The organism is Marichromatium purpuratum 984 (assembly GCF_000224005.2).
In the GTDB taxonomy this organism is placed as follows: domain Bacteria; phylum Pseudomonadota; class Gammaproteobacteria; order Chromatiales; family Chromatiaceae; genus Marichromatium; species Marichromatium purpuratum.
The window spans coordinates 154,363-174,705 of sequence record NZ_CP007031.1 but is presented as its reverse complement, the minus strand read 5'-3'; the positions used below and the strand labels follow the sequence as shown (position 1 = coordinate 174,705).

The following is a 20,343-nucleotide window of genomic DNA, read 5'->3' as shown; positions in this document are numbered from 1 at the left end:
CCAGCGACCAGCGACCAGCGACCAGCGACCAGCGACCAGCGACCAGCGACCAGCGAATTGAACCGCAAAGGCGCGAAGGGCGCAAAGTGATTCAAGCTGCCAGCCACCAGCGGCCAGCCGCCAGTGGAGGGACGCCCTCGACGATAGCGCCACGCTCCATTCACTGTCGGCACACCGGGTGGCGTGCCAACACTCGAAGGCAGACAGCCACTGGCAGCTGGAGGCTGATCGCCGGAAGCTCTTTCCTTCTTCGCGGCTTTGCGGTTCAAGCGGCTGGCGACTGGCGGCTGGCGACTGGCGACTGGCGACTGGCGACTGAGAGCTTGAAAAAAGACTTGACGGACCAAAATTCGGTTGGTTTAATACTGCGCTCAAGCCAAGCAGCACGCTTGCACATGAACTACCTGCCCAGGTAGCTCAGTTGGTAGAGCAGGGGATTGAAAATCCCCGTGTCGGCAGTTCGATTCTGTCCCTGGGCACCATCATGAAAAGGCCCGTCGATGTCATCGACGGGCCTTTTTCTTTGTCTCGGGATCACAAAAAAGGCCCGCACATGGCGGGCCTCGGTGAGGGCTGCGCGCATCCAGCGCGCCCGGGCTCATCATATCTCCAACTGCAGGCGCAGCTTCTTCATCGCGTTCTTCTCGATCTGGCGGATGCGCTCGGCCGAGACGCCGAACTGTTCGGCCAACTCGTGCAGGGTCTGCTTGCGCTCAGAAAGCCAGCGCTCGCGCAGGATGGTCTTGCTGCGCTCATCGAGCCCCTGGAGTGCGGCATAGAGACGCTCGCGTTGATTGCGCTCGGAGTCCTCGCGTTCGAGCAACCGGCCCGGCTCCATGCTGTTGTCGGGCAGATAGGTCGAGGGCGCCGAGGGGGCGTCGTCGTCATCGTCGTCGAGACCGTCGAACGACAGGTCCTGGTTGGCCAGACGCGACTCCATCTGCAACACCGTCTCCGGCTTGACCCCGAGATCGGCGGCCACGTCCTCGACCTCCTGACGGGTGAACCAGCCCAGACGCTTCTTGGCACTACGCAGGTTGAAGAACAGCTTGCGCTGGGCCTTGGTGGTGGCGACCTTGACGATGCGCCAGTTGCGCAGGATGTACTCGTGGATCTCGGCGCGGATCCAGTGCACCGCGAAGGAGACCAGACGCACGCCCATGTCGGGCTCGAAGCGACGCACCGCCTTCATCAGGCCCACGGTGCCTTCCTGGATCAGGTCGGGTAACGGCAAACCGTAGCCGAGATAGCCGCGAGCGATGCGGATCACGAAGCGCAGGTGCGAGGTCACCAACCGCTTGGCCGCATGGGCATCTCCATGATCGCGCAGCTGCACGGCCAGGGAGCGCTCTTCCTCTGCAGTCAGGACTGGGATCTGGTACGCGGCGCTGATGTAGGCATCGATGGTGCCCGTAGGCACGAGAGTGAGATCCTTCGCCATAGTCCAACACCTGAGTTGTAAGCTTGGATAATTATCCTAGCAGTGCGCTAAGGAATATGCCAGCACTTTTGCCGCGGATTTTGAGGCTGGAGCACGACAAAAGTTCAATCAGACTCTAGGCAAGCATCGGCATAGGAACAAGATCCGAGCGGTTAATCAGGGATCGTATCTTTCGATAACAACCATAGGCGAAGCTGATAACTGTTTTTTTATTCAAAAAAACAGTTAGTTAAAAAATCACTCAAGATCATTCCGGGCATCTCCACCGAGAGATGAGCGAGTGTCGAGAAGGTCTCCGAGAGTTGGACAAAACCTGAACAGCGGCTCTTCCGTCGCTATGGCGCCGACAATCTCGGGCCAGGTCGGAGCATTGCGCCGCGAGGACGATACTGAAAAGATAGTTGGTTACATCCAGACCGGAGAAGGGATGCGGATGCCAGACAACGAGAGACCTCCAGCTCATGGCATCGGTGTGGTCGCTTCCTGAAGACATGGACCGATCCGCACCGCCCTGCCCGATGATCGCCGACCTCCGCCCGAAGATCGCCGTCCACGACCACGCTCCGCCACCAGAGGACTCGCGCCCGGCGGAGATGGCCTGCTCGACGACACCTCGGGCATGTCCGGCGTCACATCGACAACGGCCAGCGCCGCCAGGCTCACCGCAAGCGGATGCAGCGACCCGCTCCGGACGCCCAGGCGACCGTCGGCCGCGGCGCTGAAGACCTTTCCCTCGAGCGACCGTCCAGCGGAGACTTGCGATGCGGACTCGACAGCAATGGCTCATCGGCCTGATCCTCGCCACCACCCTCGCCTCGGGCAACGCCGACACTCTCGACGAGGTCCGCGCGCGCGGCGAGCTACGCTGTGGGGTCAATCAGGACGTACCCGGGCTGTCGCACCGCGACGCCGACGGCCACTGGCACGGATTCGATGTCGACTTCTGTCGCGCGGTGGCCGCCGCCACGCTCGGCGATGCCCGGCGCGTACGCTTCATCACCACATCCCCGAAAGATCGTCTCGCACGACTGCGCGACGGCGAATTCGATCTGTTGGCACGCAACACCACCTGGACCCTGACGCGCGATACCGAGCCCGGCATCACCTTCGTCGGCGTCCTCTATCACGATGGTCAGGGCTTCATGGTCCATGACGACAGCATCATTCAAAGCGCGCTCGAACTCGACGACCAGTCGATCTGCGTGATCGCCGGGGGTACGGGGCCGGACAATGTCACTGACTATCTCGCGCGCCACCGGATGCGCGCACGGCTCGTCATCAGCGCCGATATCCGCAGCGCCACCCAGGCCTACCTGGATCATCAGTGCGAGACATTGAGCACCGACCAGTCACAGCTGTTCGCGATACGCTCGATGCTGCCGCGGAGCGACACCAGGCACCGTATCCTCCCCGAGGTGATCTCCAAGGAGCCGCTCTCGCCGGCGGTACGCGACGACGACCGACGCTGGTTCGACATCGTGCGCTGGACGCTGTTCGTGCTGATCGATGCCGAGGAGCAAGGCATCGACAGCTACAGCCTCAGCATGTCCATGACGGACGGCACTCCGGTACTCTCGGATGACGATGCCCGGATCAGCGCCCGACTCGGCCTGACACCAGGCTGGCGCCAGCGCATCATTGCCCAGGTCGGCAACTATGCCGAGCTGTTCGAGCGCAACCTTGGCGCGCTCTCGCCGCTCGGGATCAGGCGCGGCCTCAACGCGCTCTGGCGCGACGGCGGCATCCTCTACGCACCGCCGAGCCGCTGACGAGATTCGCCCACGAGGCCATCATTCCCTGGACCACTCAACAGCGAGAGACCCCATGTCCCTGATCAAGCCCTTCACCGGCCTGCGCCCGGCACCCGGTCGCGCCGAGGCCGTCATCGCCCCGCCCTATGACGTCATCAACGTCGCAGAGGCACGCGCGCTGGTGGACGAGCGCCCCTGGAGCTTCCTGCACATCTCGCGCGCCGAGGTCGACCTGCCGGAGGGCACCGATCCCCATGACCCGAGCGTCTATGCCCGGGCTCGCGCCAACCTCGAGCACATGCTCGAGGCCGGCGTGCTGCGACGCGACCCGACCCCGAGCTACTACATCTATCGGCTGACCATGGACGGACACCGCCAAACCGGATTGGTCGCCGCCGCCTCGGTGGCGGCCTATGACAGCGGACGGATCAAGCGCCACGAGTTCACCCGCCCGGCCAAGGAGGACGACCGAGTGCGCCAGATCGAGGCACTCGACGCCCAGACCGGCCCGGTGTTCCTCGCCTACCGCGCCCAGGCTGCGGTCGACGACCTGCTCGTCGCGACCACCGAGCAGCCACCCGAGGTCGACGTCACCGCAGCCGACGGCGTACGCCACGAGCTGTGGCGGCTCGGCGAACCAGCGCAGGTGGCCGCAATCGACGCCGCCTTCGCCGCGATCGACACGCTCTATGTCGCCGACGGCCATCACCGCTCGGCGGCCGCCTCGCGGGTGGCCGCCGCCCGCCGTGAGGCCGGCGCCGCGCCGGGCGGTGCGCACGAATCCTTCCTCGCGGTGATCTTCCCCCACGATCAGCTGCGCATCCTCGACTACAACCGGGTGGTGCGCGATCTCAACGGCCACAGCCCGGAGACGCTGCTCGCGGCCATCGCCGAGCGCTTCACCGTCGACCCGGCGGACACCCCGGTCGCGCCCGCGCGCCCCGGCGAGTTCGGGCTCTATCTCGCCGGGCACTGGTACCGATTGACGCTCGCCCCCGACCGGATCCCCGCCGACGACCCGGTCGCCAGCCTCGATGTCAGCCTGCTCCAGCAACACCTGATCGAGCCACTGCTCGGCATCGACGACCCGCGCCGCGACTCGCGCATCGACTTCGTCGGCGGCATCCGCGGACTCGACGGGCTGCAGCAACGCGTCGACAGCGGCGAGATGGCGCTCGCGCTCGCCCTCCACCCCACCCCCATGGCATCGCTGCTCGCCGTCGCCGACGCCGGCGCGGTGATGCCGCCCAAGTCCACCTGGTTCGAACCCAAGCTCGCCGACGGACTGGTGAGCCACGTCCTGGACTGACACTGCAAGACGACGGAAGACGACAACCGAAGACGATGGTCAGACCCACCTACAACCTGCCCGCCGACCGCGGCGACGACGAACACGCGATCCGCCACTGGCTCGAGAGCCTCGAGGGGCGCTATCAGCCCGCCGGCCTCGAGGCCATCGCCGGCGCCTGCGCGATGCTCACCCGTATCCACGGCGACCAGCGCATCGAGACCGGCGAGACCCGGGTGCGTCACCTGCTCTCCACCGCCGACATCCTGGCTGGCTTGGAGATGGACGACGAGACCCTGGTGGCGGCGCTGCTCAACGGCAGCCTGGAGGCGCAGGCCACCAGCCTCGCCGACATCGAGCAGCGCTTCGGCGCCAATGTCGCGCGCATGGTCGACGACCTGTCGCGGATCGGACAGCTGGCCAATGTCGACGCCATCATCGCCGCCAAGGACCAGTCACAGCACGAGGAGAACCTGCGCCGCCTGCTGCTCGGTATCGCCGAGGACGTACGCGTGGTGCTGGTGGTGCTCGCCGAGCGGGTGCACCTGATGCGCGCGATCAAGGACCTCGAGATCCGTCGTCGCACTCGCATCGCGCGCGATACCGAGCGGGTCTATGCGCCGCTGGCCAACCGTCTCGGGGTGTGGCAGCTCAAGTGGGAACTCGAGGATCTCAGCCTGCGCTATCTCCAGCCCGAGGAGTACAAGCGCATCGCCCGGCTGCTGGCCGAGCGGCGCGAGGAGCGCGAGCACTACATCGCCTCGGTGATGGAGATCCTCAACGAGAAGTTCGCCAGCAGCGGCATCAGCGCCGAGATCACCGGTCGGCCCAAGCACATCTACAGCATCTGGAAGAAGATGCGCCGCAAGGGCGTCGACATCGAGGAGATCTTCGACCTGCGCGCGGTGCGCATCATGGTCGAGAGCGTCGCCGACTGTTATGCCGCGCTCGGTATCGTCCATGGCTTGTGGCGCCACATCCCCAAGGAGTTCGACGACTACATCGCCACCCCCAAGGGCAACATGTACCAGTCGCTGCACACCGCGGTGATCGGTCCCGGCGACAAGTCGCTGGAGGTGCAGATCCGCACCTACGAGATGCATCGCCACGCCGAGTTCGGCGTCGCCGCGCACTGGGCCTACAAGGAGGCCAAGGGCCACGATGCGGCCTTCCAGCGTCGCCTGGTATGGATGCGCAACTGGCTCGAACTCAAGGGCGAGCTGGAGGACCCCGGCGAGGTGCTCGAACGCTTCCGTCAGGAGTTCGAGCCGGTGCACATCTATGTGCTCACGCCGCACGCCAAGGTCATCGAGCTGCCCAAGGGGGCGACACCGCTCGACTTCGCCTACGCCATCCACTCCGAGGTCGGCAACCGCTGCCGGGGGGCGCGCGTCAACGCTCGCATCGTGCCACTGCACCAGCGGCTCGAGAGCGGCGACACCGTCGAGATCCTCACCCAGAAGAACGCCACCCCCAGCCGCGACTGGCTCAGCCCCCACCACGGCTACCTGACCACGGCGCGCGCGCGCAACCGGGTGCGCCAGTGGTTCAAGCAACAGGACCTGGAGCAGCACGCCCACGAGGGCCGGGGCCTGCTCGAGCGCGAGATCGCCCGTCTGGGGATCGTCGAGAAGCCCCAGCTCGAGGCGCTCGCCGAGCGCTTCAACTTCAAGCGCGGCGAGGATCTGCTGGCCGCCATCGGTCGTGGCGACGTGCCGGTCGGCCAGGTCGCGCGCCAGGTCGGCGAGCCGCGCGCCGAGCACACCAGGGAGCCCGAGCACAAGCCGCGTCATCACCCCCAGCGCCAGCGCAGCGAACCGAGCAGCGCGGTCGTCGTCGAGGGCGTCGATGACCTGATGACCCAGATGGCGCAGTGCTGCAAACCGGTCCCGCACGATCCGATCATCGGCTTCGTCACCCGCGGGCGCGGCGTCACCATCCACCGGCGCGACTGCAGCAACGTCCGCCACCTGCCCCCGGATGAGGCTGAACGGCTGATCTCGGTGCGCTGGGCCGATGCCCCGGTCGAGGCCAGCTACCCGGTCGACCTGCTGGTGATCGCTGCCGATCGCAAGGGGCTGTTGCGCGACGTCTCCTCGGTGTTCGTCGATGACGACCTCGACGTGCTCGGCGTCGAGACCCATTCCGAGCGCACCACCGACACCGCCTCGATGCGCTTCACCATCGAGGTCCGCGACCAGGACCAGCTCGGCCGGGTGCTGGTCAGGTTGCGTCAGCTCCCCGACGTGCTCGAGGTGCGGCGTGCCGATTGAACCGGCGCAGCTGCATGCACTGCTTGCCGGTTTCGCGCTCGCCGGCGACCCCGAGCGCGCCGCGATCGCCCCGCTCGGCGGCGGCCTGATCAACGACAGCTTCGCGGTGCGGCTCGGTGAGCAGCGTTACGTGTTGCAACGGATCAATGCCCAGGTCTTCCCCGACCCGGCGCGGGTGATCGCCAACCAGGTCGCGCTCGCCGCGGTCTGGGACACCCCCGGACTCGACATCCCGGCCCCCCTGCCAACTCGTGACGGCGGCTTCGCCCGCCACGACGACAGCGGCGCGTGCTGGCGGCTGACCCGCTTCATCGCCCCCAGCCGCGGTCTCGCCCGGCTCGATCGCCCCGCCCAGGCCAGGGCGGTGGGCGAGGCGCTCGGGCGCTTCCATCGCACCCTCGCCCGGCATGCCCCGCTGCCGCTGCAGGTTGCCCTGCCCGGTTTCCACGACACCCCGGCCTATCTCGCCGGGTTGCGGCGACTCGACACCCCGGCGGCGCGGCACGACCCGACGCTCGCCGAGTGCCTCGACTTCGTCGCACGGCGCGCCCCGCTGGCCGCGACGCTCGCCACCGCCCGCGCCGAGGGGCGGATCGGCGAGCGCGTCGTCCACGGCGACCCCAAGCTCGACAACCTGCTGTTCTCGACCGACGCGAGCCGCGTGGTGGCGCTGATCGACCTCGATACCGTCCAGCCCGGGCTGATCCACCACGACCTCGGCGACTGTCTGCGCTCGTGCTGCAACCGCGCCGGCGAGCGCGGCGCGAGCGCCCGCTTCGACCTCGGCCTCGGCGCCGCCATCCTCGGCGGCTATGCCGCCGCGACCGACGGACTGCTCGATGCCGAGGAACGTGCACTGATCCCACAGGCGCTCCGGTTGGTCCCCTTCGAGCTGGGGATACGCTTCCTCACCGATCACCTCCAGGGCGATCGCTACTTCCGTGTCGCCCGACATGGCGACAATCTGCACAAGGCGCGCGTCCAGTTCGCCCTGGTCGCCGACCTCGAGCGCCAGGCCGAAGACATCGAAGCGCTGGTCGGACGCTGCTTCGCCGAGACGACCAGCGTCGCTTGAATCGCCATCGCGACCGGCTAACCTGAGAGCATCTATCCACCTCGTCCCAGTCATGCGCGAGACGCGCCGCCCTCCGTCACCCAGAGATGCGACGAACGAGCGACGCGCCCCTCGCCAGGCGATCATCATGCCCCGTCGCCCAGGCCACAACCGCGAACCGGACAGCACCAGCCACGGCCCCACCGCCACGGACAGCAGCAACCGTCTCGAGGCTCAGCGCATGCAGCCGGCAGGCGCCTGGCTGAGGCTCTCGGTCGACGCCGACGGACGTTGGACGCTCTACCGGCTGCCACCACCGGGCACCAGCCCCCCGCTCCGGGATGCCGATGCGCACTGGATCGAGACGGTGCTCGCCGAGGATCGCGACGCACTGCTGCAGCGGCTCGCCGGAACCGGCGACGATCGCCAGCCCTGGCAGCACGATTGCCGTATCCGCGACAGCGCCGGCGAGCTGCGCTGGATCCGTCTCAACGGCCACCCCAGCGCCAACGGCGACGACTGGGACCTCTCCATCACCGAGATCACCGACCTCAAGGCGCGCGAGCAACGACTCCGGCTGAGCGAGACCCGTTATCGCGCCATCGTCGGGCTGCAGAGCGACCTGGTCTGTCGCTTCCTCCCGGACAACAGCATCACCTTCGCCAACGAGGCCTACTGCACCTTCTTCGGACACAGCCGTGCCGAGCTGACCGGCAGAAACTTCATGGCTCTGGTGCCGCAGGAGGAACACGCCCTCGTCGACTCGATGATGAGCCGCTGCAACGCCGACAACCCGGCGATAATCAGCGAGCACTGGGTCGTGCGCGCCGACGGTGAGCGGCGCTGGGTACAATGGGTCGACCAGGCCATCTTCGACGCTGACGGAGAGCTGATCGAGATCCAGTCGGTCGGACGCGACATGACCGAGCAGCGACGTCTCGAACGACGCGAGCGGCTGCGCAACCAGGTACTCGAGCAGCTCGTCGCCGGCGCCCCGCTGGGCGAGGTGCTCAAGATCATCGTCGAGGGCTTCGAGCAGGAGAGTTCCGGGCGCTGCAGCATCCTCGAACTCGACCGTGACAGCGAACGACTCCATACCGCCGCGGCACCGAGCCTGCCTCCCGCTTACAATCAGGCGATCGACGGACTCGCGATCGGTCCTGGAATCGGCTCCTGCGGCAGCGCCGCAGCGACCGGCCAGCGGGTGGTGGTCGAGGACATTGCCACCCACCCCTACTGGCGGTCATTCCGCGCGCTGGCGCGACAGGCGGGAATCGCCGCCTGTTGGTCGGAGCCGATCCGCGCCTCGGACGGGCACATCCTCGGCACCTTCGCCATCTATCACGACCATCCGCAGGGGCCTGACAGAGACGACCTGGAACGCATCGAGCTGGCCGCCAACCTCGCCAGCATCGCCATCGAGCGCACCCGCGCCAGCGAGGCGCTACGTATCAGCGAGGAGCGTCTGTCACTGGTGCTGCGCGGCACCGAGGACGGCTGGTGGGACTGGGACCTGAGCCGCGACCGGGTGTCCTACTCGGCTCGCTGGTGGACGATGCTCGGCTATGACGAGGGGGCGCTGGAGACCAACCGCGATCTGTGGCAGCGGCTGATCCATCCCGAGGACCAGCAGCGTGTCCGAGAGGTCTTCGATCAGGCGTTCAACGGCACCACCAACGCCTACTCGATCGAGTTCAGGCTACTGCATCGCGATGGCCACTATGTCCCCGTGCTCTCGCGCGGTTTCATCCAGCGCGATGCCAGCGGGGATCCGATCCGGGTCGCCGGTGCCAACACCGACCTGACCGAACGCAAGCGCCTCGAGCAACGACTGCGCGAACTCGCCGAGACCGACGACCTCACCGGCCTGCCCAACCGCCGTCGCTTCTTCGCCGAGCTGCAGCGTGAACTCGACCGCATCCGCCGCCACCAAACCCCGGCAGCGGTCCTGATGCTCGATCTCGATCACTTCAAGCGCATCAACGACAACCACGGACACGGCGGCGGCGATGCGGTGCTGCGCGCCTTCACCGAGGTGTTACGCGCCGAGCTGCGCAGCACCGACTGCGCGGGGCGGCTCGGCGGCGAGGAGTTCGCCGTGCTGGTGCCGGGCAGTGATCTCACCGCGGCCTGTCGCTTCGCCGAGCGACTCAGACGCCACATCGCCGCGTTGCGAGTGGAGCACAAGGACGCGCACATCGTCGTGCGGGTGAGCGTCGGCTGCACCCAGATCCGCCGCGACGACGCCGATCCCGACAGCATTCTCGCGCGCGCCGACGAGGCGCTCTATCGCGCCAAGGGCAACGGGCGCGACCGCGTCGAGTGCGCCTGAATCAGAGCCGCCGATAGTCGGCGATATAGCGGTTCTCGCGCCCCTGGATGCGTGCGATGCGGCGCGAGCGCTCACGTTCCCAGACATCCGGCGGGTCGGCGTTGTTCCAGGCGGTGTAGAGCTGCTCGTCCTGGCGACTCAACCGCAACCCGTAGGTATCGCGCATGTAGAACATGGTGCGCGCGATGTCGCCGCGCACTCGCGCCGGCGGCTCCACCCGCCGATGCTCGGCATCGATGCGGATCTCGCAGGCGCCGTAACGCTCCCCGCCACTGACCATCCCCCAGTTGAAGTCCGAACGCTCGCCGTTGATCTGGCCCACCGCCGGGTAGAGGTTGTAGAGGTCGTTGTGCGCGGCCTCAAACACCGGATCGACGCGCTCGCAGCAGGCCCGCCCGGAGAGCTGGCGGCCACTGCGGGTACGACACTCGGCGAAGCGCTCGGGCTCGCGCCAGCACTGGCGGAAGTTGCCGAACTGCGCGGCCGGGAAGACGTGCTCGGCCTCGACCCGACGCGCCCGGCGACTGCTGGCCAGGGCATCGAGCCCGCAACTGCCGAGTTCGACCTGGGCCTCGGCGTCATAGCGACAGCCGCAGTAGAAGGTCTCGCGATGACCGGCATAGATGTCCTCGTAGAGCCAGCGCTTGGCGGTCGAGAAGCTGCCGGCGACCTGCGGTAGGCTGTCGAGCGCCGGCGGCGCGAGCACCGCCGCCGACTCCGGCCACCAGGCCGGCGGCTCCACCGGCAGACGATCGATGAGGGCGAGCAGCTGATCGGCGGTCGAGCCGGCGACCACCGCCACCAGTCCGCCGGCCCAGCTGCCGGTGTCGGCGACCAGACCGACGGCGAGTTCGCGGATGTCGACGGTGATCGCCACCGCCTCACGGGCGTGTTCGGGCAACCGCTCGACCCAGGGCTGGGGCAGCAACGAGACGGCGAACACCAGAGTCGTGGCGAGCAACAGCGTCCGCGCACGACCACCGAGACGTCTGAACCGGGAAAGGATCGAGGACCAGGGAGCGGACGAGCGGGTACGGGAGCGGGACCTGGATGCGTGACGACGAGACATGGTACAGCACAGCAAGAATGGGTACGGAACTGTAACAGATCCGGCGCGTCGAGCAACGCACGAGCCCCTCTGCGGTTGCTATTCACCGCCGACACCGCCATCTGTGGCCAGCCGGTCGACGGCCGGCTCCCCCTCGTGACACAGGAGACAGAAGATGGAAGGTAGCTCGATCGCTGCGCTCGAACTAGCGCTGTTTCTCGGACTGTTCGGCTGGTTGATGTACGCGCAGTTCGGCAAGCGCAAGCGCGACGACCACCCCCCGCGGGACGAGCGAAGCGACCAGGACGAGCAACGCTGAGACCGACCGCGCGCGCCCGTCGACGGGCCGCGCGACTGCGCCGGGTCAACCCCGACGCTCACGCATCGCGCTATCTTCAGGGTTCGGATGCCAATCACGGGCCGCGCGATGACCGCCTCCATCGGAAACCGCCATTTCGTGCTGCGCCGGCTGCACTCGCTGCTGGGGCTGCTCCCAGTGGGCGCCTTCCTGATCTTCCATCTGTGGGAGAACTCGCAGTCGCGCTTCGGCGCCGAACACTACAACCACGAGGTGGTCGAGGCGCTTCAGGGGCTGAACTATCTGGTGCCGATCGAACTCCTGGTGATCGCCCTGCCACTGCTGCTGCACGCGGTGATCGGGCTGGCGATCACCCGCGAGATGTGCGCCGAGCCCATCCGCTACCGCTATGCGCGCAACTGGGCCTATTGGCTGCAGCGTCTCTCCGGGGTGGCGATCCTCCTCTTCCTCCTCCTCCATGTCGGCATGACCCGCATCCAGGGGCTGTGGACGTCGGCGATCCGCGACGATCTCTATGGCCATATGCAGACCCTGCTCTCCAACCCCGGGTTCTTCGCCCTCTATCTCGTCGGGCTGATCGCCTCGGTGTTCCACCTCGCCAACGGCCTGTCGACCATGGCCATCGTCTGGGGACTGACCACTTCGGCGGCGGCGCAGCGGCGCTTCGCCTGGGCCTGCGCCGGGTTCGGGGTGCTGCTCGCCGCGCTCGGGGTGCACGGCATGCTGGGTTTCCTGTCATGAACGCGCCGGGGGCGATCGTCGTCGGCGGCGGGCTCGGCGGGCTGTGGGCGAGCCTGCGTCTGGCCGAGGCCGGCTTCCCGGTACGGCTGTTCTCGCTGTTCGAGGTCAAGCGCAGCCACTCGGTGTGCGCCCAGGGCGGGATCAACGCGGTGCTCGACACCAAGGGTGAGCGCGACTCGATCGAACAGCACATCCTCGACACCATCAAGGGCGGCGAGTACCTCGCCAATCAGCCGCCGATCAAGAGCCTGTGTGAGCAGGCGCCGGGGCTGATCCGTACCTTCGCGCGCATGGGCGTGACCTTTTCGCGCACTCCAGAGGGCGGGCTCGACCTGCGTCTGTTCGGCGGCGTCAAGCATCGGCGTACCTGCTTCGCCGGCGCCAGTACCGGCCAGCAGCTGCTCTACGGCGTCGACCAGCAGGTGCGCCGGCTCGAGAGTCAGGGACGGGTGGAGAAGTTCGAGTGGTGGGAGTTCCTGTCGCTGCTCATCGACGCCGACGGGCGCTGTCGCGGCATCCTCGCGATGGACCTGCGCAGCCTCGAGGTGCGCGCCTTTCCCGCCGAGACCGTGGTGCTCGCCAGCGGCGGCTTCGGCCAGCTCTACGCGCCCAAGACCACCACCTCGACCAACTCCACCGGCGCCGCCGCCAGCCGCGTCTACCAGCAGGGCGCCTGGTTCGCCAACGGCGAGTTCTTCCAGTTCCACCCGACGGCGATGCTCGGTCACGACAAGACCCGGCTGATGAGCGAGGCGGCCCGTGGCGAGGGCGGTCGGGTGTGGGTGCCGCGCGACCCGGGCGACCGCCGCGACCCGACCCGCATCCCCGAGCGCGAGCGTTTCTACTTCCTCGAGGAGTTCTTCCCCGCCTACGGCAACACCGTGGCGCGCGACGAGGCCTCGCGCGCGATCTGGCGCGTCACCCGCGAACTCGGGCTGGGCATCGGCGGCGGTGACCGGGTCTATCTCGACCTCACCCATCTCGATCGGCGCTTCGTCGCCACCCGGCTCGGCGCCATCCTCGAGATCTATCGCAAGTTCGCCGGCAGCGACCCGCTCGACACCCCGATGGAGATCTTCCCCGCCGCCCACTACGGCATGGGCGGGCTGTGGGTCGACTTCGAGCGCGATGCCGACGGCGGCATGCGCCCGGGCAGCGCGCGCAACCACGCCACCAACATCCCCGGGCTCTATGCCTGCGGCGAGTGCGACTACGCCTATCACGGCGCCAACCGGCTCGGCGCCAACTCACTGCTCTCGGCGAGCTTCTCCGGGCGGGTCGCGGGCGAGGCGGCGGCCAACTATCTGCGTGGGCTCGACCCGGCGCGCCCGGCGCTGGCCGAAACGGTGATCGCCGCCGAGCGTCGCCGCCAGGAGGCGATCAACCAGCGCCTGCTGAGCGCCGACGGCGAGGAGAACCCCTACACCCTGCACCAGGCGCTGGGGGCGCTGATGACCGAACGGGTCGGGGTGGTGCGCGACAACGCCGGGCTGGAGCAGGCCCTCGACGAACTCGACCGGCTCGAGGCGCGATTGGCGCAGGTCGGGCTCGGCGAGTCGAGCCGCTGGGCCAACCAGACCCTGGTCTTCACCCGCCAGCTCGCCGACATGATCGTGCTGGCCAAGGCGGTGGCGGCCAGCGCCCTGGCCCGCGACGAGTGTCGCGGCGCCCATCACAAACCGGCCTTCGAACTCCCCATCCCCGAGGGCAGCTTCCCGGGTGACCCCGAGTTCGAGGACTATCGCGCCCGCTGGCGCGAGAACAACACGCGCTGGCTCAAGACGACCCTGGCCGAGTACGCCGCGCTGCGCCCGCGCATCCACTACCAGGCGGTCGACCTCAGCGTCTGCCCGCCGAGCGAGCCGCGCGACTACCGCTGAGAGTCCCCGTCATGCGCGAAACACCCTCCACCATCGAGCTGCGTATCCGTCGTCAGGACGGTCCCGATACGGCGCCCTACTGGGAGGAGTTCGCACTGCCCCATGCGCCCGACCACAACGTGGTCTCGGTGCTGATGGCACTACGCGAGCACCCGCTCACCCGCGACGGGCGCCGCGTCGACCCGGTGTGCTGGGATCACAATTGCATGGAGGAGGTGTGCGGCTCGTGCGCAATGCTGATCAACGGGGTACCGCGCCCGGCCTGCTCGGCGCTGATCGATCAGCTCGAACAGCCGATCGTGCTCGAACCGCTACCCAAGTTCCCGGTGGTGCGCGACCTGCTCGTCGACCGCAGCACCATCGACGCCGGACTCGTCAAGGTCCGCGCCTGGATCGAGATCGACGGCGCCTGGGACACCCACGAGCCCCCACCGCGCATCGCCCCGCAACAATGGGCGGCCGACTATCTCTACAGCCGCTGCATGAGCTGCGGCTGCTGCATGGCCGCCTGTCCGCAGTTCGGCGGCGGCTCGGAGTTCGTCGGCCCGGCGCCGCTGGCACAGGTGCGGCTGATGAACGCCCACCCCACCGGACGCCACGACAAGGCCGAGCGACTGCATGCGATCATGGCCGAGGGCGGGCTGAGCGACTGCGGCAACGCACAGAACTGCGTGCGAGTCTGTCCCAAGGCGATCCCGCTGACCACTGCGATCGGTGAACTCGGACGCCAGACCTCGATCCAGGCGCTAAAGGATCTGTTCGGGTCGTCCTGACCCGCTCCGGCACCCGTGCCGCGCTCACCCCAGATGCAGATCTCGCGGCGGGCTGGGGGCGAGCGGATCGTCACCGCCGCAGAGTTGAAAATAAGCGCGGGCGAACTCGCGATCGGTGCCGAGGATGTGCGCCAGCAACCACTCGCGCACCGTCTCCTGGATCGAAGGCGTGAACACCTCCACCCCCTCGGCACGCCACTCGCGCAGCAACGCGGTGTATTCGGCCATCATCAGAGCGTGCTCGCGCTGGTGCTCGGGCAGCTCGTCAAAACCGATCGCGCGCATGAACCGCTCCTCGTGCAGGAAGTGGGCGCGCGCCTGCTCGCCGAGTTCGGCGAGTGCCTCGATCAAGGCATTGGCCTCGCCACTGCGTGTCGGCGTGACCTCGGGACAGAACCTCAGGCAGAGGTCGGCGAGGCGTTCGATCAGCGCACGATGCTCCTGATCGATGACGTCGATGTTCAGCGACCACTCCTCTCGCCACCTGGGCAGCTTGGACATAAGAGCCTCTCGTCTCGTCATGATTGCGGGCGCACCGCCGGCGCCCGAGCGGCACTGTGCGATCGCCATACCCTTGACCAGATGCGCGCCGACGATGGCGCATAGACCACGAACTGGACTACGAGGCGATTCGAGCATGGTCCCTGTACGAGACTCTTGATTGACGTGATGAGCCTGGCATGGCACCAACCTCATGCACCGGGGAAGGGGAATACGGGACAACGGGCCGCGTGGCCTCTCCCGGTTCCTCCGGCCAGGAGCAGCTTTCCCAGCTCTGTGATCAGACGGCGCTGGGTCTGCGCCATGTCCTTACAATAATAGATAATTTCGTAGCCAACGGGTTCCGTGAGCGAACAACGGCCAGCCAGTGGTCGCCAGGCGACCCGGATCGGATGGCCACCAGTCCCGTTGCCCTCGTCGTAGCTGCTTTGGACATCGACGAAGGCGATCTCGGCACGCTCGATCAGAGCGAGATACTGCATCGCGCGGATCGGCAGCAATACCCGCTCCACACCACTGCGCATGCGGCGCAGCTGCAAGGCGTTGTGCAACGGCGCGGACAGGGTCGTCGATTCACGCGCGATCACGATTCCGGGCCGATAAAAGATGAAGCCAGGCCCGGAACCGGCCACCTCAATCCTCCTCGAGCCGGTCCGGGTCCCAGCCGGTGGCACGCGCCCGGGTCACTGCGGCCTCATAGATCCGGGCATGGCGCTCGCGTAGCTCCGAGGGCAGGTTGGAGGCCAGATGCCCATAAGGTGCCCAGGCCGCGCTGACCTTGTCATAGAGGTCGTCGATCCCCTGCACCGTCCAGCCCTCGCAGGTCTCCTCCTCGGGGATCAGACCGAACACCCAGGCGTCGCGGATAATGTTGGCCGTCGGCGTCATCCCACCCTGGAGTTCGTTGTGGATACCGGCATAGCGTTTGGCAGTCATGGCGTGATCCCTTGCTAGATTGAGAATCGGTGGTCAGCGACGATTGAACCGCAAAGGGCCGCCAGCCGCCAGCCGCCAGCCGCCAGCCGCCAGCCGCCAGCCGCCAGCCGCCGGGAGATTGAACCGCCAAGACACAAAGGACGCGAAGAAAGCGACCAGCCTTCAGCAAACAGCCTCCAGTGTCGGTGTGCGGTCAACCGCGACGCAACGAAACAACCCAGCCCCCTCACTGGAGGCTGGCAGCTGGCGGCTGAAGGCTAGGCGCTGATCGCCAATCCCACGATGGGCACGCTGCGCTTTGCCCATCCTACGTCGATGACGCCTGGTGTTCGTGGCGACGGTGAGGAAAAACGCCCGCTGGCGACTGGCGACTGGCGACTGGCGACTGAAGGCTGGCGGCTGGAAGCCTTTCTTCACCTTCGCGCGCTTAGCGGCTCAGTCAGCTGGTCGCTGATAGGTGCCGAGCCACAAGCCTTCGCCCCTGATGCCATCGCCATGGAGTCAAGCTAGAATTAAAGGTTTTCCCGCGCGCCCGTTCACCAGCGGCGCGCCCGTCCGTTCCCGAGGAATCCCCAAGCGTGTCCGCAACCCTTATCGACCTGATCCGCCACGGCGAGCCCGTGGGCGGACGGCGCTACCGTGGCCGTGGCGTCGACGACCCCTTGTCCGAAACCGGCTGGCAGCAGATGCGCCACGCCGTCGGCGACGCCGCGCCCTGGACGCGCGTACTGAGTTCACCGCTGCAACGCTGCCAGGCCTTCGCCCGCGAACTCGCCGAGCATCATCACCTGCCGCTGGAGATCATCCCCGAGTTCGCCGAGGTCGGCATGGGTGAATGGGAGGGACGCGCCCATGGCGAGATCGCCGTCAGCGAGCCCGAGCGTCATCGCGCCTACCGCAACGATCCGGTCGGCTGCCGCCCCAAGGGCGCCGAACCCCTGGAGGCCTTCCTCGACCGGGTCGTCGGTGCCTATCGCGCCCGGCTCGAACGCCACCCCGGCGAGCACCTGCTGATCGTCTGCCATTCGGGGACCACCCGCGCCATCCTCGGCGAGGTACTCGGACTCGGTCCGCACGACTGGTATCGCACCAAGACCGACTACGCCGGGATCACCCGCATCCGCCACGGCGCCAACGGCCCGGTGCTCGAATGCATGAACCGCCCCACCCTGCCCTGAGTCGCCGCGATCCAGCGACCAGCTGGATCACGGATCCGAACCGCAAAGACACAAAGAGCACAAAGGAAGCGATTAGCTTGAATCGGGCAGCCTGCAGTCGGCGCCTGCAACCACCGCGATCGGAGACAAACGACCGTCTCCACAAGAACTGACAAGCCGACTGTTCGCCCCCTTCCTTAGCGATCTTTGTGTCTTGGCGGTTCAAGAACCCTTGAAACCTGACAGCCGCCTCCTAGACCATCTCCTGCGGGTCGACGTCGAGCGACCAGCGCACCCCCTTGATGCGACGCAGGGCACGCAGCGTCGGGGTCCAGTGGGCGAGGAAGTGCTGCAGCGCCGGACGCTGCGCGCACTGGACCAGCAGCTGGGCGCGATGGCGTCCGGCGCGACGCGACAGTGGCGCCGGCACCGGGCCGAGCAGTTCCACCTCGGGCGAGCACAAGGGCTCGGCGTGCGCGCGCGCCGCGGCGAGGAAGGCGAGCGCGGCCTCCTGCTCCGGGGCCTCGGCGCGCAACAGCGCCAGATAGGTGAAGGGCGGCAATTGCGCCGCCTCGCGTTCGGCAAGCGCGGCACGGGCGAAGCCGCCATAGCCCTCGCGCAACAGCGACTGCAACAGCGGGTGCTCGGGATGGCGGGTCTGCAGCACCACCTCGCCGGCGCGCTCGGCCCGCCCGGCGCGACCGGCGACCTGGACGATCAGCTGGGCGGTGCGCTCCGGGGCACGAAAATCGCTGGCATAGAGGGCGTGATCGAGATCGATCACCCCGGCCAGGGTCACCCCGGGGAAGTCGTGCCCCTTGGCCAGCATCTGGGTGCCGAGCAGGATCTGCACCTCGCCGCGATGCACCGCGGCGAGCAACCGCGTCAGCTCGCCCTTGCGTCTGGTGCTGTCGCGGTCGATGCGCGCGATCCGCACGCCGGGGAAGAGCTCGGTCAGCCCCTCCTCGAGCCGCTCGGTGCCGCGCCCGAGCATGCGCAGGTCCGGCCCCCCGCACTGCGGACAGTCGCGCGGTACCGATTCGATCCGACCACAGTGATGACACCACAGCCGCCGCTCGCCCAGATGCAGGGTCATGCGCGCGTCGCAATCCGGGCAGACACCGACCCAACCACAGCTGTGACAGGTCAGCACCGGGGCATAACCGCGGCGGTTGAGCAGCAGCAACACCTGACCGCCCGTCGCCAGGGCTGCGTGCATGCGCTCACGCAGCACCGGCGAGAGCCCGGCGCGCAAGGGCTGGTTGCGGATGTCGAGCAGGTTGATGGTGGGCGGTCGCGCACCGCCGGCGCGGCGCGGCAGCGCCAGACGATGGTAGCGACCGGCGGTGACGTTGTGCAGGGTCTCGAGCGCCGGCGTGGCGGTGCCGAGCACCACCGGACAGCCGACGAGCTGGGCGCGGCGCACCGCCAGATCGCGCGCCGAGTAGCGAAACCCCTCCTGCTGCTTGAGCGAGGGGTCGTGCTCCTCGTCGACCACGATCAGCGCCAGCCGCGGCAGCGGCACGAACACCGCCGAGCGGGTACCGAGCACCACCGGCGCCTCGCCGCTGGCCGCCTGGTGCCAGGCGCGCTCGCGCTCGCCGGCGGCGAGCGCCGAGTGCAACACCGCCAGGGGCCCCGGCAGACGCGTACGGAAGCGCTCGCGCAGCTGCGGCGTGAGTCCGATCTCGGGGACCATCACCAGCGCCTGACCGCCGGCGGCCACCACCTCGGCGATGGCGCGGATATAGACCTCGGTCTTGCCGCTGCCGGTGATGCCGTCGAGCAGGAAGGGGCGGAAACCGCCGAGCGCCTCGCTCACCGCCGCCAGCGCCGCGGCCTGTTCGGGGTTGAGCTCGGGGGCCGCCAGCACCGCAGACGAGTCCGCCGATGCCACCGCACCCGGCTCCAGCCGACAGGACTCGACCAACCCCTTGGCGCGCAGTGCGCGCAGCGCGCTGGTGATGCCGCCGAGTTCGTCGGCCAGGTTGCGCTGCGCGAGGCCCTCGGGTGACTCGAGCAGGCGCGCAAGTAGCGCCTGCTGACGCGGCGCCCGTGCCAGCTCGGCGGGTGTCAGGGCCGCGCCAGCGGCAGTCAGGCGGATACCGGCGACACCACTCGCGAGCAGCGGACCGGACTCACGCAACCGCACCGGCAGCGCGGTGAACAGGGCATCGCCGAGCGGGTGACGATAATAACGGGCGGCCCAGCGGATCAGCGTCAGATCGGTTGGCCCGAACAGCGGTCGCGGGTCGAGCGCTCGCTCGACGGGCTTGAGCCGACTCGGGTCACAGCCACACTCGGCGGCGTACTCGACCAGGATGCCGACTCGACGTGAACGACCGAAGGGCACCAGCACCCGGGTCCCCGGCTCGGGCTGCCCCATCACGCCGGGCAGATAGTCGAACAGTTCGTCGAGCGGACCGGGCAACGCCACCCGCGCGATCCTCGCCTCGGTCACGACACGACCTCATCGACCGATTCGTCACGCTCATCGATCCGCGTCGCTCCGCAACCCCAGCACCTGTGGATAAGTCTGGGGACAGACGGCGACGAGCGCCTATCAAACAGCATCACCACGGTGACCCGAGGGTTGTGAACAGATTTTGACCATCAAAAAAACGGCCTTAAAAATCATTGAGTTAAAAATCATTCGTGAATTTTACCGGAAATGAACTCAACCATATCATCAAGACCGACACCAGCCCGTCGCTCTGTGAATGAAGTCTTCTCCTAGCGGCGCTAGTGAGCCGCCGCGATGGGTCGGAGAGCATCCCATGACACACTCATTGAGCAACTTCGGTGGCGCCATTCATCCTCACCACGACAGACGTTTCAATGAGTGCGCA

Annotated in this window: 16 protein-coding genes and 1 tRNA gene; 11 read left to right on the top strand and 6 right to left on the bottom strand. The window is 67.6% G+C overall.

The features are described 5' to 3' along the window. Nucleotides 1-406: 406 nt before the first annotated feature. Nucleotides 407-482: transfer RNA gene (locus tag MARPU_RS00795), tRNA-Phe, on the top strand. Nucleotides 483-601: 119 nt separating this feature from the next. Here MARPU_RS00795 and rpoH read toward each other — a convergent pair. Continuing rightward, entirely contained in the window at nucleotides 602-1,441 is an 840-nt protein-coding gene (rpoH, locus tag MARPU_RS00790; RefSeq protein ID WP_005221943.1) for an RNA polymerase sigma factor RpoH, read from the bottom strand. A 761-nt stretch (nucleotides 1,442-2,202) separates the two neighbouring features. Here rpoH and MARPU_RS00785 point away from each other — a divergent pair. The 5 genes from MARPU_RS00785 to MARPU_RS16450 all read left to right on the top strand — a co-directional run bounded on the left by MARPU_RS00785 (nucleotide 2,203) and on the right by MARPU_RS16450 (nucleotide 10,139). Continuing rightward, entirely contained in the window at nucleotides 2,203-3,210 is a 1,008-nt protein-coding gene (locus MARPU_RS00785) for an amino acid ABC transporter substrate-binding protein (RefSeq protein ID WP_005221945.1), read from the top strand. Between the two features lie 55 nt (nucleotides 3,211-3,265). Continuing rightward, the gene (locus tag MARPU_RS00780) at nucleotides 3,266-4,501 is read left to right on the top strand and encodes a DUF1015 domain-containing protein (RefSeq protein WP_005221947.1); all 1,236 of its coding nucleotides are present in this window, start codon (nucleotides 3,266-3,268) and stop codon (nucleotides 4,499-4,501) included. Between the two features lie 35 nt (nucleotides 4,502-4,536). Continuing rightward, nucleotides 4,537-6,753, top strand: coding sequence for a RelA/SpoT family protein (locus MARPU_RS00775; protein WP_005221949.1), 2,217 nt, complete (start codon nucleotides 4,537-4,539; stop codon nucleotides 6,751-6,753). After that, entirely contained in the window at nucleotides 6,743-7,828 is a 1,086-nt protein-coding gene (locus MARPU_RS00770) for a phosphotransferase enzyme family protein (RefSeq protein WP_005221950.1), read from the top strand. The genes MARPU_RS00775 and MARPU_RS00770 overlap by 11 nt, the downstream gene beginning before the upstream one ends. 127 nt (nucleotides 7,829-7,955) lie before the next feature. Then, nucleotides 7,956-10,139: a diguanylate cyclase gene (locus tag MARPU_RS16450; protein WP_005221951.1), complete on the top strand. Its 2,184-nt coding sequence runs from the start codon at nucleotides 7,956-7,958 to the stop codon at nucleotides 10,137-10,139. Between the two features lies 1 nt (nucleotide 10,140). Here the strand turns inward: MARPU_RS16450 and MARPU_RS00760 are convergent, their stop codons facing one another. Beyond that, complete coding sequence (locus MARPU_RS00760; protein ID WP_005221952.1) at nucleotides 10,141-11,100, bottom strand: endonuclease; 960 nt, start codon at nucleotides 11,098-11,100, stop codon at nucleotides 10,141-10,143. Nucleotides 11,101-11,362: 262 nt separating this feature from the next. On the opposite strand from MARPU_RS00760, the gene MARPU_RS17805 reads away from it, so the two are divergent. The 4 genes from MARPU_RS17805 to sdhB all read left to right on the top strand — a co-directional run bounded on the left by MARPU_RS17805 (nucleotide 11,363) and on the right by sdhB (nucleotide 14,900). Continuing rightward, nucleotides 11,363-11,506 (top strand): hypothetical protein, encoded by a 144-nt coding sequence (locus MARPU_RS17805; protein WP_005221953.1) that lies wholly within the window; start codon nucleotides 11,363-11,365, stop codon nucleotides 11,504-11,506. A 108-nt stretch (nucleotides 11,507-11,614) separates the two neighbouring features. Further along, nucleotides 11,615-12,247, top strand: a complete 633-nt coding sequence (locus MARPU_RS00755) for a succinate dehydrogenase (RefSeq protein WP_025275045.1) — start codon at nucleotides 11,615-11,617, stop codon at nucleotides 12,245-12,247. Next, a complete protein-coding gene (gene sdhA / locus MARPU_RS00750) occupies nucleotides 12,244-14,127 on the top strand; it encodes a succinate dehydrogenase (quinone) flavoprotein subunit (protein WP_005221955.1) in 1,884 nt (627 codons plus the stop codon). Before MARPU_RS00755 ends, sdhA begins: the two co-directional genes overlap by 4 nt. A gap of 11 nt (nucleotides 14,128-14,138) precedes the next feature. Continuing rightward, a complete protein-coding gene (gene sdhB / locus MARPU_RS00745) occupies nucleotides 14,139-14,900 on the top strand; it encodes a succinate dehydrogenase iron-sulfur subunit (protein ID WP_005221956.1) in 762 nt (253 codons plus the stop codon). Between the two features lie 24 nt (nucleotides 14,901-14,924). Here the strand turns inward: sdhB and MARPU_RS00740 are convergent, their stop codons facing one another. The 3 genes from MARPU_RS00740 to MARPU_RS00730 form a co-directional block, all read right to left on the bottom strand. After that, nucleotides 14,925-15,401: a bacteriohemerythrin gene (locus MARPU_RS00740; protein ID WP_005221957.1), complete on the bottom strand. Its 477-nt coding sequence runs from the start codon at nucleotides 15,399-15,401 to the stop codon at nucleotides 14,925-14,927. A 191-nt stretch (nucleotides 15,402-15,592) separates the two neighbouring features. Next, nucleotides 15,593-16,033 (bottom strand): hypothetical protein, encoded by a 441-nt coding sequence (locus MARPU_RS00735; RefSeq protein ID WP_005221958.1) that lies wholly within the window; start codon nucleotides 16,031-16,033, stop codon nucleotides 15,593-15,595. A 1-nt stretch (nucleotide 16,034) separates the two neighbouring features. Further along, on the bottom strand, nucleotides 16,035-16,337 hold the full coding sequence (locus MARPU_RS00730) for a hypothetical protein (RefSeq protein ID WP_005221959.1): 303 nt from the start codon (nucleotides 16,335-16,337) through the stop codon (nucleotides 16,035-16,037). A gap of 578 nt (nucleotides 16,338-16,915) precedes the next feature. On the opposite strand from MARPU_RS00730, the gene MARPU_RS00725 reads away from it, so the two are divergent. Continuing rightward, complete coding sequence (locus MARPU_RS00725) at nucleotides 16,916-17,515, top strand: histidine phosphatase family protein (protein ID WP_005221960.1); 600 nt, start codon at nucleotides 16,916-16,918, stop codon at nucleotides 17,513-17,515. Nucleotides 17,516-17,747: 232 nt separating this feature from the next. Here MARPU_RS00725 and MARPU_RS00720 read toward each other — a convergent pair whose 3' ends face one another. Next, nucleotides 17,748-19,955, bottom strand: coding sequence for a primosomal protein N' (locus MARPU_RS00720; RefSeq protein WP_005221961.1), 2,208 nt, complete (start codon nucleotides 19,953-19,955; stop codon nucleotides 17,748-17,750). Between the last annotated feature and the right edge of the window lie 388 nt (nucleotides 19,956-20,343).